The organism is Phenylobacterium sp. LjRoot225 (genome assembly GCF_964252855.1).
Lineage (GTDB): Bacteria > Pseudomonadota > Alphaproteobacteria > Caulobacterales > Caulobacteraceae > Phenylobacterium.
On record NZ_CAXUPL020000002.1, the window covers coordinates 215,510 to 231,316 of the forward strand.

Below are 15,807 nucleotides of genomic sequence, written 5' to 3' on the forward strand. Positions count from 1 at the left end.
GCGCGCCTATCTGAAAGACTGACTTTTGACCCAATTTACTGACCTCGGTCTCGCCAAGCCGCTGCTGCGGGCCCTGGCCGAAGAAGGCTACACCACGCCGACGCCGATCCAGGCGCAGGCCATCCCCGGCGTCATGGAAGGCCGCGACCTGCTGGGCATCGCCCAGACCGGCACCGGCAAGACCGCCGCCTTCGCCCTTCCCATCCTTCACCGCCTCGCCGAGGCCCGGAAGCCCGCGCCGCGCAACAGCTGCCGCGTCCTGGTGCTGTCGCCGACCCGCGAGCTCGCCACCCAGATCGGCGAGAGCTTCAAGTCCTACGGCAAGCACATGGGCGTCTCCGTCGCCGTGGTGTTCGGCGGCGTGAAGTACGGCGGCCAGATCAAGGCCCTGACGCCTGGCGTCGACATCCTCGTCGCCACGCCTGGCCGCCTGCTCGACCACCTGCAGGAAAAGACCATCAACCTGACGGGCGTCGAGGTCCTGGTGCTCGACGAAGCCGACCAGATGCTGGACATGGGCTTCATCCTGCCGATCCGCCGCATCGTGAAGTTCGTGCCGGCGAAGCGCCAGAACCTGTTCTTCTCGGCGACCATGCCGGCCGAGATCGGCAAGCTGGCCGGCGAACTGCTCAATCCGGATCCGCTGAAGGTCTCGGTCACGCCCGCCGCCACCACCGTCGAGCGCATCAACCAGCGCGTCCTCTTCGTCGAGCAGTCGCGCAAGCGCGCCCTGCTGGCGGAGCTGTTCGACGACGCCGGCTTCAAGCGCGTCATCGTCTTCACCCGCACCAAGCGCGGCGCCGACCGGGTCGCCAAGGGCCTCGAACAGGTCGGGATCGACGCCGTGGCCATTCACGGCGACAAGAGCCAGGGCCAGCGCGAGCGCGCTCTGGCGCAGTTCAAGGCCGGCGGCGTCCGCGCCCTGGTCGCCACCGACATCGCCGCGCGCGGCATCGACATCGACGCCGTCAGCCACGTCGTCCAGTTCGAGCTGCCGAACGTGCCGGAAGCCTACGTCCACCGGATCGGCCGTACGGCCCGCGCCGGCGCCGACGGCTCGGCCGTGGCCTTCTGCGCCGACGACGAGCGCAACCTGCTGAAGGACATCGAGAAGGTGACGCGCCAGCGCATCCCCTCCTTCGACCGTCGCAACGACCGCCAGCTGGGCGCGGCCACCGCCGCCATGCCTGAGCCCGCGGGCGTCAAGCCGGAGCGTACGGCCCAGCCGCACCGCGGCGAGCACAGGCCGCAACGCAACCGCAACCATGCCCCGGCCAAGCCGGCCGCCGGCCATCACCGCCCCGACGCCGGCGCGCAACGTCCGGCCTCCGCCGACGCCGCCGGCAAGCCCGCGTTCAAGGGTCCCCGCCGTGGTCGCGGCGGCGGTGGTGGCGGCGGCCAGCGCTCGGGCGGCAAGTCCGAGGTCTGGTCGAACCGCTAGTCGATAGGTTCTCTTTCTCCCGCGAGGGAGAAGGCGGACCGAGGAAACGGGTCGGACGAGGTGGTTTTCCACCCGTCCGGCCCATTTTTTGAACCACGAAAACACGAAATACACGAAAGCCGCCAAGACAACGACGCGCCGTCGCTGTCGAGGCGTCCGGCCGTTGGCCGGTCCTTCATTCCAGCTGACGTCGCAGGTCACCCCCTCTGAGCGCCGGCGCTTTCGTGTTTTTCGTGGTTCAATTTTCTTCAGCGAAGCTTGGACCTGGAGCTAGTCGCCCGAGCGCGTCACGCCCGCCATCCAGCTCAGATAGTCCGCATCGGCCGCCACGATCGGCAGGGCGACGATCTCCGGCGTCTCGTAGCTGTGCATCGCGCGGATCTTCGCCCGCACGATCTCGAACAGCACGGCGCGGGTCTTGATCAGCAAGAGCTGTTCGGGCTCGCGCTGCACCTCGCCCTTCCAGACATAGCGGCTGCGGATCGCCACGATCTGCACGCAGGCGGCCAATTCGTCCGCGAGCAGGGCCTCGGCGATGGATTCGGCCTCGGCTTCCGTGGCGGCGGTGGCGTGGACGATGACATAGCCAGACATGGGCCGGCACTATAGGCCGGACACCGTTTCTCGCGAGGGCCGCCGATGACGCTCGAACCGCCAATGATCCGCGTGGGCCTGCTGGGTCATGGCCAGGCGGGCGCCATCCTGCACGCCCCGCTGATCGAAGCCGTCCCCGACTTCCGCATCTCCGCCGTCGCGACCTCGCGCACGGCCTCGCTCGCCGAGCGCCGCGATGCGCCGCGCCAGGTCCGCCAGGCGCGTGAGCTGATCGAGGCCGACGACGTCGACCTGGTGGTGATCGCCACCCCCAACGAACTGCACTTCGAACAGGCCGCCGCGGCCTTGGCGGCCGGCAAGCACGTCGTCATCGACAAGCCCTTCGCCGCCACCGCCGCCGAGGCCGACCGGCTGATCGACCTCGCCGAGGCCAAGGGTCGGATGCTCACCGTCTTCCACAACCGCCGGCTCGACGGCGACTTCCTGGGCGTGCGCCAGGCGATCGCCTCCGGCGAGCTGGGCGAGCTGTTGCTGTTCGAAGCCCGCTGGGACCGCTTCCGCCCGACCGTGCTGCAGACCTGGAAGAACCGCGCCGCGACGCCGGGGATCGGCCAGCTCTGGGACCTCGGCCCGCATCTGGTCGACCAGGCCCTGCAGCTGTTCGGCCCGCCCGACCGGGTCACAGCCGACATCGCCATCCAGCGCCAGGGCGGCCTTGCCGACGACTATTTCGAGCTGACCCTGACCTACGGCCGGATGCGCTGCATCCTCTCGGCCTCCGCGGTGATCGCCGCCCCGCGGCCGAGGTTCGCCGCCCATGGGACCGCGGCCAGCTTCCTGACCTATGGCGTCGATCCGATCGAGGCGGCGCTGCACGCCCGGCGCCATCCCCAGGCCCCGGACTTCTTCGCGGACCTGGCGACGATCCCCGCCGAGCTCGTCAGCGCCGAGGGTCGCGAGGCGCGCAAGCTCGCCGCCGGCGACTGGACCGGCTTCTATCGCCAGGTCGCCATGGCGATCCGCGAAGGCGCGCCGCCGCCGGTGGCGCCCGCCGAGGCGCGCGAAGTCACCGCCCTGATCGAGGCGGCCTACGCCGCGGCCGGTCAGCTCCGGTAGTCGCCGTTGATCTCGACGTAGCGCTTGGTCAGGTCGCAGGTCCACACCGCCGCGGTGGCCCGGCCGACGCCGACGTCGACGGTGACCTCCAGATCCTGGCGCTTCATGTAGGCGCTCATCTTGGCCTCGTCGTAGCCCGGGGCCACCAGCCCGTCCTGGGCGGCGACCAGGTCGCCGAACTTCACGCTCAGGCTGTCGCGGTCGATCGGCTCATCGGCCTTGCCGACCGCCATGACGATCCGGCCCCAGTTGGCGTCCTCGCCGGCGAAGGCGGTCTTGACCAGCGGGCTGTCGGCGATCGAGCGGGCGATCTTGCGCGCCGAGGCGGCGGTCTCCGCCCCGGTCACCGTGATCTTGATGAACTTGGTCGCGCCCTCGCCGTCCCGCACCAGCTGGTGGGCCAGGCTCATCAGCACCTGCTCCAGCTTGTCGCGGAAGTCGGCCAGGCGGCGGTCCCCGGCGCGGCTGATCTTCGGCGCGCCCGACTGGCCGGTGGCGAACAGCAGGAGGGTGTCGTTGGTCGAGGTGTCGCCGTCCACCGTCACCGCGTTGAAGGTGTTGCGGGTGTAGAGGCTGACCAGGTTCTGCAGCGCCGAGGGCGAGATCGCCGCGTCGGTCACCACGAAGGCCAGCATGGTCGCCATGTCCGGCGCGATCATGCCCGAACCCTTGCAGATCCCGCCGATCCGCACCGTCGTCCCGTCGATCGTCGCCTCGGCGAACGCGCCCTTCGGGAAGGTGTCGGTGGTCATGATGGCGCGCGCCGCCGTCGGCCAGTTGTCGGTCTTCAGCCTCTGCTCCACCTCCGGCAGGCGGTGGACGATCTTGGTCTCGTCCAGCAGCACGCCGATGACGCCGGTCGAGGCGACCATGACGTCGCGCTGGCGACAGTCGAACCGCTTTCCGACGGCTGACGCCAGCCGGCGCACCGCGTCCGCGCCAGGCCGGCCGGTGAAGGCGTTGGCGCAGCCGGCGTTGACCACCAAGGCGCGGACCCCTTCCCCCTTGGTCGCCTCGAGATGCCGGCGGCACCAGTCGACCGGGGCGGAGCCCACCGAGCTGCGGGTGAAGACGCCGGCGCAGCTCGCCCCCTCCGGGAAGCTGAGCACCAGCAGGTCCTCGCGATCCTGCTTGTAGTAGCCGGCGCGCGCGGTCGCGAGCTCGACGCCGGCGATCGGCGGCATGCGCGGGAAGGGCACGGCCAGCGGCGAGACCGGCATGGCCGCCTTGCCGCCGGCGCCGGCAGGCTGGCTCGGAGGAGCGGACGGTTCGCCAAACTGCCGCGCCTGCTTGTCGGCGCGCCTCAGCGCCGCGCGCTTCAGGGCGCTGGCCAGCGGGTCGAAGGCGCGCTCGAGCGTCTGCCCCACCACCTCGACGGGCTTGGCGCCCGCGGTTTTCTTGGTCGGCTTGCGGGTCATGAGCGGCCCTCTGGGGCTGGCGTTGAAGGGGTGGGCGACGCACCGGCTGCGGGCTTGGCCAGGGTCTCGACCTTGGCTTTGCTGCGCAGCGTCTCCAGCAGGTCGCGGATGCGGTCATAGGTGAGAAAACGCACCAACTGCGGCCGCGCGGCGGCCAGGGGGATCGGCGGCTCCAGCCGCCTGTCCTCAACCCGGATGATGGCCCAGCCGCCATGGGTCTCGAAGGGACCGACGGTCTGGCCCGGCCGCGCGCCGGCCAGGGCCGTCGCATAGCCGGGCGGCATGACGTCCGGGGTGAAATAGCCGAGGTCGCCGCCGCTGAACCGGGTGGCCGCGTCGGTCGAGCGCTGCAGGGCGAGCTTCTCGAAGGCCCCGCCGGCGGCCAGCAGCTTCATCGCCGCCCGCGCTTCGGGCTCGGTGGCGGTGACGATCTGGCGGGCGCGGATCTGCTCGGCGCGCTGGGCCGCCTTCACCTGCTCCTTGTAGAGGCCCTGGACGGCGGTCTCGCTGACCGCGCCGGCGACCACCGCCTCCACCAGCCGGTCGCCCAGTACGCGCTCGCGCGCCGCCGCCAGCCGGCGCTCGGTGGCCGCGTCATGGTCGAGGCCGCGCTTCACCGCCTCGGCGGCGAGCAGCTTGCGGTCGACCAGCTGGTCCAGCGTCGCGCGGAAGACCTCGGCGTTCGGATCAAGACCCGCGCCCTTGGGGATCAGCCCCTGGGCCTGGGCCTCATTGCGCACATCCGACAGCCAGACGGTCCGGCCGTCGACCTTGGCGATGGCCTGGTCGCCGGCCTCGGGGGGACTTTCAGCGCCGCCGCGCGCGCAGCCGCTCAGAGCCAGCGCCGCGGCGAAGGCCGCGCCGGCCACAAGCCCAGTGGTGGTCATCTGGCGCAAAGGCGATTCCGCCGCCATCCGATCTCCCCAAAAAAGCCTCGAGCGCAGCCCCCCGGCCAGGTCGCCCGTCCCTAGCGATATAAGGCTGCAAGTGCAAAGGTTGTGGAACCCGGCAGCCCCCTCCCCCCCTTCGGGGTCCCCTTATCCCAATGGGGGAGGAGAAAGGCAGCTGCAGCTTCGACTCTCCTCCCCCCCAGGGGGAGGGGGACCGCGAAGCGGTGGAGGGGGCCGCACAGCGTCACTGATGCTCCCCGCCGCGTTGACACTTGGGGGGGCGCTGCTTAAGTCTCGGCCGCCCTGAAAAGAGCGTTTCTCCCGGCAGGCGACGGGCCGAAAGGCGCATGGCCGCGCCGGCGCCCCGCAATACCGGACCTTCCTGCTTTGAGCATCTTCCAACGGTTCTTCGGCTCTTCCAACGACCGCAAGGTCAAGGCCATGACGGCCCGGGCGAGCAAGATCAACGCCTTCGAGCCCAAGTTCGAGGCGCTCTCCGACGCTGAGCTGCGCGCCAAGACCGATGAGTTCAAGGCCAGGATCGCCTCCGGGACCTCGCTCGACGACCTCCTGGAAGAAGCCTTCGCCGTGGTGCGCGAGGCCTCCAAGCGGGCGATCGGGCTGCGGCACTTCGACGTGCAGATGGTCGGCGGCATGGTGCTGCACCAGGGCGGCATCGCCGAGATGCGCACCGGCGAAGGCAAGACCCTGGTCGGCACCCTGCCGGTCTATCTGAACGCGCTCGCCGGCAAGGGCGTGCACGTCATCACCGTCAACGACTACCTGGCCCAGCGCGACGCCGAGTGGATGGGCCAGATCTACGGCTTCCTCGGCATGCGCGTGGGCGTGATCGTCCACGGCCTGAGCCAGGGCCAGCGTCAGGACGCCTACAACGCCGACATCACCTACGGGACCAACAACGAGTTCGGCTTCGACTATCTGCGCGACAACCTGGTCTACGACGCGGGCGAGATGGTCCAGCGCGGCCACAACTTTGCGATCGTCGACGAGGTCGACTCGATCCTGATCGACGAGGCGCGCACCCCGTTGATCATCAGCGGCCCGACCGAGGACCGCAGCGAGTTCTACAAGATCATCGACCTGGTCATCAAAGAGCTGATCAAGGACCCGACGACCTTCGAGCACGACGAGAAGCAGCGGCAGGTGATCCTGACCGAGGAAGGCGCCGAGAAGGTCGAGGAGATCCTGCAGGAAGGCGGCCACCTGGCCGAGGATTCAGCAGGCCTCTATGACGCCGCCAACGTCTCGGTGGTGCACCACGTCAACCAGGCCCTGCGCGCCAACATCCTCTACACCCGCGACAAGGACTACATCGTTCGCGCCGGTGAGGTGATCCTGATCGACGAGTTCACCGGCCGCATGATGCAGGGCCGCCGGCTCTCCGAAGGACTGCACCAGGCCATCGAGGCCAAGGAAGCCGCGGTCATCCAGCCCGAGAACCAGACCCTGGCCTCGGTCACCATCCAGAACTACTTCCGCCTCTACGCCAAGCTCTCGGGCATGACCGGCACGGCCGCGACCGAGGCGCAGGAATTCCACGACATCTACAAGATGGAAGTGGTCGAGATCCCGACCAACCGGCCGGTGACGCGGATCGACGACGACGACGAGGTCTATCGCACCGGCGCCGAGAAGAACCGGGCGATCGTCGCCCAGATCGAGGACTGCTTTAAGCGCGGCCAGCCGATCCTGGTCGGCACGGTCACGATCGAGAAGTCCGAGCAGCTGTCGGAGCTGCTCAAGGCGCATAAGTTCGAGATCGACGGCAAGACCATCGCCGGCATCCCGCACAACGTCCTGAACGCCCGCTACCACGAACAGGAAGCCCTGATCGTCGCCGACGCCGGCGTGCCGGGCGCAGTGACCATCGCCACCAACATGGCCGGCCGCGGCACCGACATCCAGCTCGGCGGCAACGTCGACATGAAGGTCGCCCGCTGGCGCGACGAGCAGCGCGGCCTCGGCGTCGAAGTGACGCCGGAAATGGCCGTCCATCGCAAGGCGGAGATCGAGACCGAGATCGCCGACCTGAAGACCAAGTCGCTGGCCGCCGGCGGCCTCTTCGTGCTGGGCACCGAGCGGCACGAGAGCCGCCGGATCGACAACCAGCTGCGCGGCCGGACCGGTCGTCAGGGCGACCCGGGCCACTCGAAGTTCTTCCTCTCCTGCGAGGACGACCTGCTGCGGATCTTCGCCGGCGAGCGACTGGATTCGATCATGCGCACCTTCGGCGTCCAGGACGGCGAGGCGATCACCCACAAGTGGCTGAACTCGGCCATCGCCACCGCCCAGAAGCGGGTCGAGCAGCGCAACTACGAGATCCGCAAGAACCTGCTGAAGTACGACGACGTCGTGAACGACCAGCGCAAGGCGGTGTTCGAGCAGCGCGCGGAGTTCATGGCCGCCGAGGACATCTCCGACGTGATCGCCGAGATGCGCCGCGACACCATCACCGACTTCGTCGGCCGCCACCTGCCGCCCAAGGCCTATGCCGAGCAGTGGGACATCGAAGGCCTCGACGCCCATGTGCGCGAGCACCTGGGCCTGGAGCTGCCGCTCGCCGAGTGGGCCGCCGAGGACGGCATCGCCAACGAGGAGATAGAGGAGCGGATCGTCGCCGCCGCCGACGCCCGCGTCGCCGAGCGCGAGGCCCAGGTCGGCGACCACATGCGCTCGGTCGAGAAGAGCTTCCTGCTGCAGATGATCGACCTGCAGTGGCGCGAGCACCTGATGCACCTCGACCACCTGCGCAACGTGATCGGCCTGCGCGGCTACGGCCAGCGCGACCCGCTGCAGGAGTACAAGACCGAGGCCTTCACCCTCTTCGAAAAGCTGCTGGTCGACGTGCGCCAGAGCGTGACCCGCTGGCTGATGACGGTGGAGTTCCAGTTCGAAGAGCCGCCGCAGCCGCCGCCCGGCCAGATGTTCGAGATCCATGTGGACCCGCTGACCGGCGAGAACGCCGCCCATATGGGCGCCCTACCCGACGGCCTGCCGGTCGATCAGCGCGCGGCCCTGCCGGTCTCCGCCCTGCCGCAAGGCTGGGAGGCCACCGGCCGCAACGCCGCCTGCCCCTGCGGCTCGGGCCGGAAGTTCAAGCACTGCCACGGGGCGCTGGTTTAGGAATCGGCGCCAAACGCCCCGTCCGTCTCGCTGCGCGAGCCACCTCCCCCGCTGCGCGGTGGAGGATCTGGGCCGTAGATACTCCACCGCTTGCGGGGGAGCTGTCGCGAAGCGACTGAGGGGGCGTTCCGGCGGCGGGATTCTGCCCGGAGCGATTTGATGGCCCGCTACGACTTCGCCTCCGACAACACCGCCCCCGCCACGCCCGAGGCGATGGCGGCGATCGTCGAGGCGAACTCGGGCTTCACCTCCGGCTACGGGACGGACGCCGTCAGCGCCCGCGCCGCCGACCTAGTGCGCGGCCTGCTCGACGTCGACGCCGAGGTGCGGTTCGTGGCCTCCGGCACCGCCGCCAACGCCATCTCGGTCGCCGCCCTGGCCCGTCCCTTCGAGGCGGTGCTGGCCCATGAGCACGCCCACATCTGCACCGACGAGACCGGCGCGCCCGGCTTCTTCGGCCAGGGCGTGGGACTGATCCGCCTGCCCGGCCCCTCGGGGCGGATCGACCCCGCGGCGCTGGACGCCGCCATCGAGCAGCCGGACGTCTCCTATCGCCAGCCCGCCGCAGCGCTGTCGCTGACCAACGCCACCGAGTTCGGCACGGTCTATTCGACGGAAGAGCTGGAGCGGCTGATCCGGCCGGCGAAGGCGCGGGGCTACGGCGTCCATCTCGACGGGGCGCGGATCGCCAACGCCGCGGCGGCGGGCTTCGACCTGAAACGCGTCGCAGCCCTCGGCGTCGACCTCTTCGTGCTCGGCGGGGCCAAGGCCGGGATGCCGCCTACCGAGGCGCTGGTGATCCTCAACCCAGGCTTGGCCCGGCGCATCGACGCGCGCCTGAAGCAGGCAGGCCAGCTGCCCTCCAAGGGCCGCTTCTACGCCGCGCCCTTCATCGGCATGCTGCAGGACGGGGCTCTCCTGCGCCACGCCGCCCACGCCAACGCCATGGCCGCCAGGCTGGCCGCCGCCATGCCGTTCAAAGTCGTCCATCCGGTGGAGGCCAACGCCGTCTTCGTCGAGATGGACGAGCCGACGCTGGCCCGGCTGCATGCCGCTGGCTGGTTCGCCTACCGGTTCCTCGACGGAACCGTGCGCTTCGTCTGCTCCTGGGCGACGACCGAAGCGGCGGTGGAAGAGCTCAGCGAAACGCTGCGGACGCTCATCTAAATTTCGTCATCCCGGCCGTAGCGAAGCGGAGAGCCGGGATTCAGGGGGTTCTGCAGTGCGGTTGCCCCTGGGTCCCGGCTCGGCCTTCGGCCGTCCGGGATGACGGGATTTGTAAGGCCGTGCCGCTACTGCAGCGTCCGGCCGATGGCGTAGAAGCGGTCGGCGCGAGCCTTCTTCAGCGCCTCGGGCGAGAGGCCGTCCAGGCCGGCCAGCTCCTGCTCCAGGGCGTCGGCCACGTTGCGCATGGTGGTCTCGCGGTCGGAATGGGCGCCGCCGACCGGCTCGGGGACGATCCGGTCGACGATGTTCATGGCCAGCAGCTCCTGGGCGGAGATCTTCATCGCCCGGGCCGCGTCGGCCCCTGAACGCGCGCCCCGCCAAAGAATGGAATTCGCCCCTTCCGGCGCGATCACCGAATAGATGGCGTGCTCCAGGATCAGCACCCGGTTGGTCCCGGCGATGGCGATGGCCCCGCCCGAGCCGCCTTCGCCGGTGATGATGGCGATGTTCGGCACGCCGAGCATCAGGCACTTTTCGGTCGACCGGGCGATCGCCTCGGCCACGCCGCGTTCTTCCGAGGCGATGCCGGGATAGGCGCCGGCGGTGTCGATGAAGCTGAGCACCGGCAGGCCGAAGCGCTCGGCCAGCTCCATCAGGCGCACCGCCTTGCGGTAGCCTTCCGGCCGGGCGTAGCCGAAGTTGTGCTTCACGCGGGTGGCGGTGTCGCGGCCCTTCTCGTGGCCGATGACCACCACCGGGCGGCCGCGCAGCCGGCCGAGGCCGCCGATCAGCGCCTGGTCATCGCCGAACGCCCGGTCGCCGTGCAGTTCGACGAAGTCGTCGATCACGTCGGCGAGATAGTCGACGAAGTGCGGCCGGTCCGGGTGGCGGGCGACCTGGGTCTTCTGCCAGGCGTCGAGATTGCTATAGGCGTCGCGCCGCATCTTCTGGGCGCGGGCGCGCAGGCCCTCGATCTCGGCCTCGAAGGCGTCGGGACCGGCGGTCTCGGAGAGCTTGGACAGCTCCTCGATCTTGGTTTCGAGTTCGGCGATCGGCCGCTCGAACTCGAGATAATGCAGGGCCATTCGAGGGCGTCGCTCCCAAGTGCTTCGCGAGGCGGCGGAAATTAGGCGGGAAGGCCCAAGCTCACAAGAGCGGCGCTACAGCCAGCCCGCCGCCCGAAGCCGCCCCGCATAGGTCCGGCTGACGGGCACGGTCAAGTCGCCATCCAAACGCAGCTCGCCCGCGCCGCGCCGCCAGCGCCCGCCGCGGATGGCCTCGGCCGCCACCCACCACGACCGGTGGGTCTGATGTCCGTGGGCCCTGGCGAGCTCTTCCAGCGCATCGGCGAAGCGCAGGGCGACCAGCTCCGACCCCGCCTCGGTATGGACCCGCACATAGTGGTCCTCCGCCTCGACGGCGATCAGCCGGGCGCTCCGGCGCCTCGCCGAGAGCCGGCGGCGGAAGACCGCCTCGGCCTCGGGCAGCGGCGGCTCGACGATGGTGCGGGTCTCGACCACCGCCCGCGACGGCCGCCAGATCACCGCGCGGATGGCCATGATCGGCGCAGAGACCGCCAGAACCTGCGGCAGGAGCCGGGCGTAGGCCGCCAGGCTGACCGCGCCGTCCGCCAGCACATGGCCGACCCCGATCACCCACAGGGCCACCGGCAGGGTCATCAGCAGGCTGGTGGCGGCGATCCGCAACCAGAACCGCTCCGTCCGCGCGGCGACCAGGGCGTCTAGCGACAGGCCGACCACGCCGCCGCCGACGATGCAGGCCGTCCAGTAGAGAAAGCGCGGGCCGGAGGGAATCCGGTCGGTTCCGTAGGCGCCGACGAAGCCCATGAAGAGGCCGATGACCACCAGCAGGGTCAGGTCGGCGGCGCGGCGGGCCCAGGGGTTCAGCAGGCGCGGATCGGTCATGAAATACTCGGTCCGGTTCCTGCGGCGCCGTTCACGCAGGAACGGCGCCGTTCGCGCAAACTGCCCTAACCGGGCGGGCCGGCTTCGGCAATCTGCGAGCACCACTCGCAGGGACATCGACATGCTGCAACTTTCCAACCGCCTCGCCTGGAGCCTGATGGCGCTGCTGAGCGTCGCCGTCGCCCTCGTCTCCTATCGCTACCTGCTGGGGATCGGACCGCTGGCGCCGGACATCCTGCGCAACGCCTTCCGCAATCCCTGGCTCAATCTGCACGTCGCCGGCGCCGCGACCGCGCTGCTGGCGGGGCCCGGACAGTTCGTGGGTCCGCTTCGCCGCCTGCGCCCGCAGGTCCATCGCTGGCTCGGCCGGACCTACGCCGCGGGCTGCATCGTCGGCGGCCTAAGCGGCTTCGTCCTGGCCTGGGGCTCAACCGCCGGCCCGATCGCCACCGCGGGCTTCGCAAGTCTCGCCGTGATCTGGATCGCGACCACGGTTCAGGCCTGGCGGCTGGCGCTGCAGCGGCGGTTCGCCGAGCACCGCGCCTGGATGATCCGCTCCTTTGCGCTCACCTTCGCCGCCGTGACGCTGCGCCTGGGCCTCGCCGTCCTGCCGCTCGCCGGCATGTCGATGCTGGACGCCTACCGCGCCATGGCCTTCCTCTCCTGGATCCCGAACCTGATCGTCGTAGAGCTGCTGCTCGCCCGCCAGCGCGGCCTGGCGGCGGCGTGATGAGACGGCGCGGCCCGGTTTTTGACGCCGTTGCAACTGTCGCACACCGCCGTTCGTTAAAGCGGCTGAAGTCAAGCCATGGCCCGTAATCCGATCGGGGGGCGGAGGCGGACTGGGCGCGTCTTCACGACCGCGCGGACCCTGCCCTGACAAGCTGCCGCGCTCGAGGAGAAAACGGAGTTAGACAGATGCATCCCGTCTTGAAGACCGCGATGGCCTCCGCGCTGGCGCTGGCGACCGTCGCGCCGGCCGCAGCCCAGGGCTACGGCAGCCCCTATCGCCCCACAGAGGACTATATCGCCCGGCAGCGCGAGTACGACGCCCAGCGCGACCAGTACGAAGCCCAGCGCGACGTCTATCGCGACCAGCGGGCGGACTATCGCGCCGCCCGCGCCGACTACGACCGCCGGATGGCCGACTGGGAAGCCCGCCGGGCCTCCTATGACGCCCGCTACGGCTACGGCGCCTATGCCCGCGCCTATGGGCCAGCGCCCGTCTGGGACGACCGCCGCTGGGCCTCGGCTCCGCCCTCGGGCGATTATCGCGCCGCCCGCGCCGACTATGAGCGCCGGCTGGCCGACTGGGAGGCGCGCCGCGCCGACTATGACGCCCGCCGCGGCTACGGCGCCTATGCCCGGGCCTACGGGCCGGCCCCCGTCTGGGACGACCAGCGCTGGGCCTCCGCCCCCTCGGCCGGCTACTATGGCCGCGACACCGCCTACACCGCCCCGATCCGCTGCAACAACAACTCGGCCGTGACCGCCGGCATCATCGGCGCGATCGCCGGCAGCGTGCTGGGCTCCAACGTCGCCGGTCGCGGCGACCGCACCGAAGGCGCGGTCCTGGGCGGCGTGGTCGGCGCCGGCCTTGGCGCCGCCGTGGGCCACGCCAGCGACAAGTACAAGTGCGACCAGCGCGGCGCCTACTGGACCTACAACGACACGGTTCCCTACCGCGTCTCCGACGACGTCTACCGCGACGATCGCGCCGCCTATTACCGCAACCGCCGCTGCCGCCTCGCCCCGGCCCCGGTCAACGACCGCGACTACCGCTACGTCCGGGTCTGCCCCGACAGCAACGGCCGTTACCGCGTGACGGGTTAGGTTGGTTCGGAGAGAGCCATTGAGCAGGAGCCGCTCCGAAGGGGGCGGCTTCTTTTTTGGTCAGGCAGGGTGATCGCAGTTGAGCTCAATCTTCTCCGTCATCCCGGCCGGAGCGAAGCGGAGAGCCGGGACCCAGGGGGTTCTGCAGTGCCGGCGGCCCTGGGTCCCGGATCTGCGGCGCTTCGCGCCTTGTCCGGGATGACTGGCATTTTTGATGCGCTCGCTCGCCCTCAGCCCTTCTTCGCCAGCGGATGCTTGGTCTCGACCACCTCGCGCAGCCGGTCGCCGGCGACGTGGGTGTAGATCTGGGTGGTGGCGATGTCGGCATGGCCGAGCAGGGTCTGGACGACGCGCAGGTCCGCCCCGCCCTCCAGCAGATGGGTGGCGAAGGCGTGGCGCAGGACGTGGGGGCTGACCCGGGCCGGATCGATGCCGGCGTCGGCCGCCGCCTCGTCGAGCATCTGGGCGAAACGGCGCGGCGTGAGCCGGCCGGCCGCCCCGCGCGAGGGGAAGAGCCACGGATTGGCCTTGTCGCCCTTCGGCAGGAACCGCGGACGGATCTCCAGATAGGCCTTCACCGCCGCCCGGGCGGTCTCGTTCAGCGGCGCCAGCCGTTCCTTGCCGCCCTTGCCCTTGACGATCAGATAGGCCGGATCGCGCGCCAGGGCCGCCAGCGTCAGCCCGGTCAGCTCCGAGATCCGCAGGCCGGAGGCGTAGGCCAGCTCGACCATGCAACCCAGCCGCAGGCCCTGGGCGCCGTCGCGCGCGCTGGCCGCAGCGATCAGCCGATCCATCTCCTCGCGGCTCAGCACCTTGGGCAGGGACCGGCCCTTTTTCGGCGCCTCGACCCTGCGGGACGGGTCGTCGGCGCGCCAGCCTTCGCCGAGAACGAAGCGGTAGAACTGCCGGACCGCCGCGCGGCGGCGTGCGGCGGTGGCCGGCGACAGGCCGCGCGCGCCGAGGTCGGCGAAATAGGCCTCGACATCCTCGGCGGAGGCGTCCGAAAGATCGCGGCCCCGCGCGCTCAGGAACCCGCCGGCGTCGACGAGATCGCGGGCGTAGGCGGTGAGCGTGTTCTTCGCCGCCGCCCGCTCGACGGACATCATCTCCAGGAAGGCTTCCGCCCAGGAACCGCCCTTGCCGCTCATGGAAGGGCGAGCAGCCCTTCGACCGCGAAGTTGCGGGCGTCGGCGTCGAGGCCGGCCAGCCGCAGCGCCTGGACGATGCGCGCCCGCTCGGCTGGGGCGAGACCCGCGGGGCCGGCCTCCGCGCAACTCCACAGCGCCAGCAGGGCGGTCTCGCCCGGCAGATGGTCCTGGCCCGCGGCGGCGAGCGCCAGGCTGCGGCCCGCCGGCGTACGCCCCTCCGGCAGGCTGAGCGCCGCCAGCCAGCCGCGCAGGTCCGGCCCGGGCGCCCCGGCGTAGGCGGCGACGATGAGGGCGGTGGCCTGGGCGGCGGGCCGCACAGCCGCCTCGGCCTTCAGCGCGGCGTCGAGCAGGCGCCCGACGAGCTCCGGCGGAACCGGCTGGCCCGAGGCCAGGGCGCGGGCCGCCGCGAGCCGGTCCGAATCGCCGGCGGGGATCGTCCAGGCCGGCTCGGCGGGATCGGCGCCGGCCAGCGCCGAGGCCACCGCCGGCGCAGGCTTGGCGGCGGAAAGGTCCAGGCCGAGGCTACGGCACAGGGCGTAGTCGAGGCCGTTGCGCAGCGAGGGCGCTCCGGGATCGCCGCCGCCGGCCAGCTTGGCCCCCATCAGCCGCCCGAAGACCACGTCGCGGGCCTGGGCCTGGGCGATGTCGAAGGTCAGCTGCGCCTGGTCGGCGCGGCCGCCGATCGCCTGGCAGTAGGCGCGCAGGCGCAGCCAGTAGATGTCCTCGCGCCCGACCGTCAGGGCCTCGGCGACGGCGCAGGCGCGCGCGTCCTCGCCGGAGAGCAGCGCGCTTTCCGCCGCCCCGCGGGAGAGCTCGGCGCTACGGTCGAGCCCTGGCGAACGGGCGAGGATGGCCGAGGCGGCCTTGACGTCGCCCAGCGCGACCAGGGCCGCCGCCCGGGCGGCGAGCGCCGCGGGGTCGGCGCCCAGCCCCCTGGGCCCCGGCGCGCCGGTCGCCAGCACGCGCCGCGCCAGAGCCGCGGCGGCGGGCGACAGCGGCCGGGCTGCGAGCTTGGGCAGCACCGCGTTCAGCGTATCGACCGAGGCGTCGCGCCAGAGATCCTGGGCGAGACCGGTCTGGCGGCCTGCGGTGGAGAAGGCGTCGGGGGCGGCGAGCGGCGCGACCTCCACGCCCCTCCCCTCGACGACTTGGCCTTCAACGGCTTGCCCA

The 15,807-nt window shown here is 70.9% G+C and carries 13 protein-coding genes; 6 read left to right on the plus strand and 7 right to left on the minus strand.

Translation table 11 applies throughout. The features are described from left to right. The first annotated feature begins 25 nt into the window (after positions 1 to 25). Entirely contained in the window at positions 26 to 1,441 is a 1,416-nt protein-coding gene (locus tag ACSQ2B_RS11310) for a DEAD/DEAH box helicase (protein ID WP_436049896.1), read from the plus strand. Between the two features lie 270 nt (positions 1,442 to 1,711). Here ACSQ2B_RS11310 and cutA read toward each other — a convergent pair whose 3' ends face one another. Beyond that, positions 1,712 to 2,035 (minus strand): divalent-cation tolerance protein CutA, encoded by a 324-nt coding sequence (gene cutA / locus ACSQ2B_RS11315; RefSeq protein WP_436049898.1) that lies wholly within the window; start codon positions 2,033 to 2,035, stop codon positions 1,712 to 1,714. A 45-nt stretch (positions 2,036 to 2,080) separates the two neighbouring features. Here cutA and ACSQ2B_RS11320 point away from each other — a divergent pair, with 45 nt between their 5' ends. After that, positions 2,081 to 3,112, plus strand: a complete 1,032-nt coding sequence (locus tag ACSQ2B_RS11320; protein ID WP_436049899.1) for a Gfo/Idh/MocA family protein — start codon at positions 2,081 to 2,083, stop codon at positions 3,110 to 3,112. Here ACSQ2B_RS11320 and argJ read toward each other — a convergent pair. Further along, positions 3,100 to 4,530 carry a bifunctional glutamate N-acetyltransferase/amino-acid acetyltransferase ArgJ gene (argJ, locus tag ACSQ2B_RS11325; protein WP_436049900.1) on the minus strand — a complete coding sequence of 477 codons (1,431 nt, stop codon included), beginning with the start codon at positions 4,528 to 4,530 and terminating at the stop codon, positions 3,100 to 3,102. The genes ACSQ2B_RS11320 and argJ overlap by 13 nt on opposite strands. Continuing rightward, on the minus strand, positions 4,527 to 5,444 hold the full coding sequence (locus tag ACSQ2B_RS11330) for a peptidylprolyl isomerase (protein WP_436049901.1): 918 nt from the start codon (positions 5,442 to 5,444) through the stop codon (positions 4,527 to 4,529). The genes argJ and ACSQ2B_RS11330 overlap by 4 nt, the downstream gene beginning before the upstream one ends. A 363-nt stretch (positions 5,445 to 5,807) precedes the next feature. Here ACSQ2B_RS11330 and secA point away from each other — a divergent pair, with 363 nt between their 5' ends. Both secA and ACSQ2B_RS11340 read left to right on the plus strand, forming a co-directional pair. After that, the gene (secA, locus tag ACSQ2B_RS11335) at positions 5,808 to 8,564 is read left to right on the plus strand and encodes a preprotein translocase subunit SecA (protein ID WP_436049902.1); all 2,757 of its coding nucleotides are present in this window, start codon (positions 5,808 to 5,810) and stop codon (positions 8,562 to 8,564) included. A 159-nt stretch (positions 8,565 to 8,723) separates the two neighbouring features. Then, entirely contained in the window at positions 8,724 to 9,731 is a 1,008-nt protein-coding gene (locus ACSQ2B_RS11340) for a beta-eliminating lyase-related protein (protein WP_436049903.1), read from the plus strand. Positions 9,732 to 9,856: 125 nt separating this feature from the next. Here ACSQ2B_RS11340 and ACSQ2B_RS11345 read toward each other — a convergent pair whose 3' ends face one another. After that, the gene (locus ACSQ2B_RS11345; RefSeq protein ID WP_436049904.1) at positions 9,857 to 10,816 is read right to left on the minus strand and encodes an acetyl-CoA carboxylase carboxyltransferase subunit alpha; all 960 of its coding nucleotides are present in this window, start codon (positions 10,814 to 10,816) and stop codon (positions 9,857 to 9,859) included. A gap of 75 nt (positions 10,817 to 10,891) precedes the next feature. Next, entirely contained in the window at positions 10,892 to 11,656 is a 765-nt protein-coding gene (locus ACSQ2B_RS11350; RefSeq protein ID WP_436049905.1) for a LytTR family DNA-binding domain-containing protein, read from the minus strand. A 121-nt stretch (positions 11,657 to 11,777) separates the two neighbouring features. Between ACSQ2B_RS11350 and ACSQ2B_RS11355 the strand changes: the two genes are divergently transcribed. Further along, positions 11,778 to 12,386: a DUF2306 domain-containing protein gene (locus tag ACSQ2B_RS11355; RefSeq protein ID WP_436049906.1), complete on the plus strand. Its 609-nt coding sequence runs from the start codon at positions 11,778 to 11,780 to the stop codon at positions 12,384 to 12,386. A 188-nt stretch (positions 12,387 to 12,574) separates the two neighbouring features. Further along, on the plus strand, positions 12,575 to 13,489 hold the full coding sequence (locus tag ACSQ2B_RS11360) for a glycine zipper 2TM domain-containing protein (RefSeq protein WP_436049907.1): 915 nt from the start codon (positions 12,575 to 12,577) through the stop codon (positions 13,487 to 13,489). Between the two features lie 230 nt (positions 13,490 to 13,719). Here the strand turns inward: ACSQ2B_RS11360 and ACSQ2B_RS11365 are convergent, their stop codons facing one another. Then, positions 13,720 to 14,637: a site-specific tyrosine recombinase XerD gene (locus tag ACSQ2B_RS11365; protein ID WP_436049908.1), complete on the minus strand. Its 918-nt coding sequence runs from the start codon at positions 14,635 to 14,637 to the stop codon at positions 13,720 to 13,722. Next, positions 14,634 to 15,767, minus strand: coding sequence for a hypothetical protein (locus ACSQ2B_RS11370; protein ID WP_436049910.1), 1,134 nt, complete (start codon positions 15,765 to 15,767; stop codon positions 14,634 to 14,636). Before ACSQ2B_RS11370 ends, ACSQ2B_RS11365 begins: the two co-directional genes overlap by 4 nt. Positions 15,768 to 15,807 lie beyond the last annotated feature (40 nt).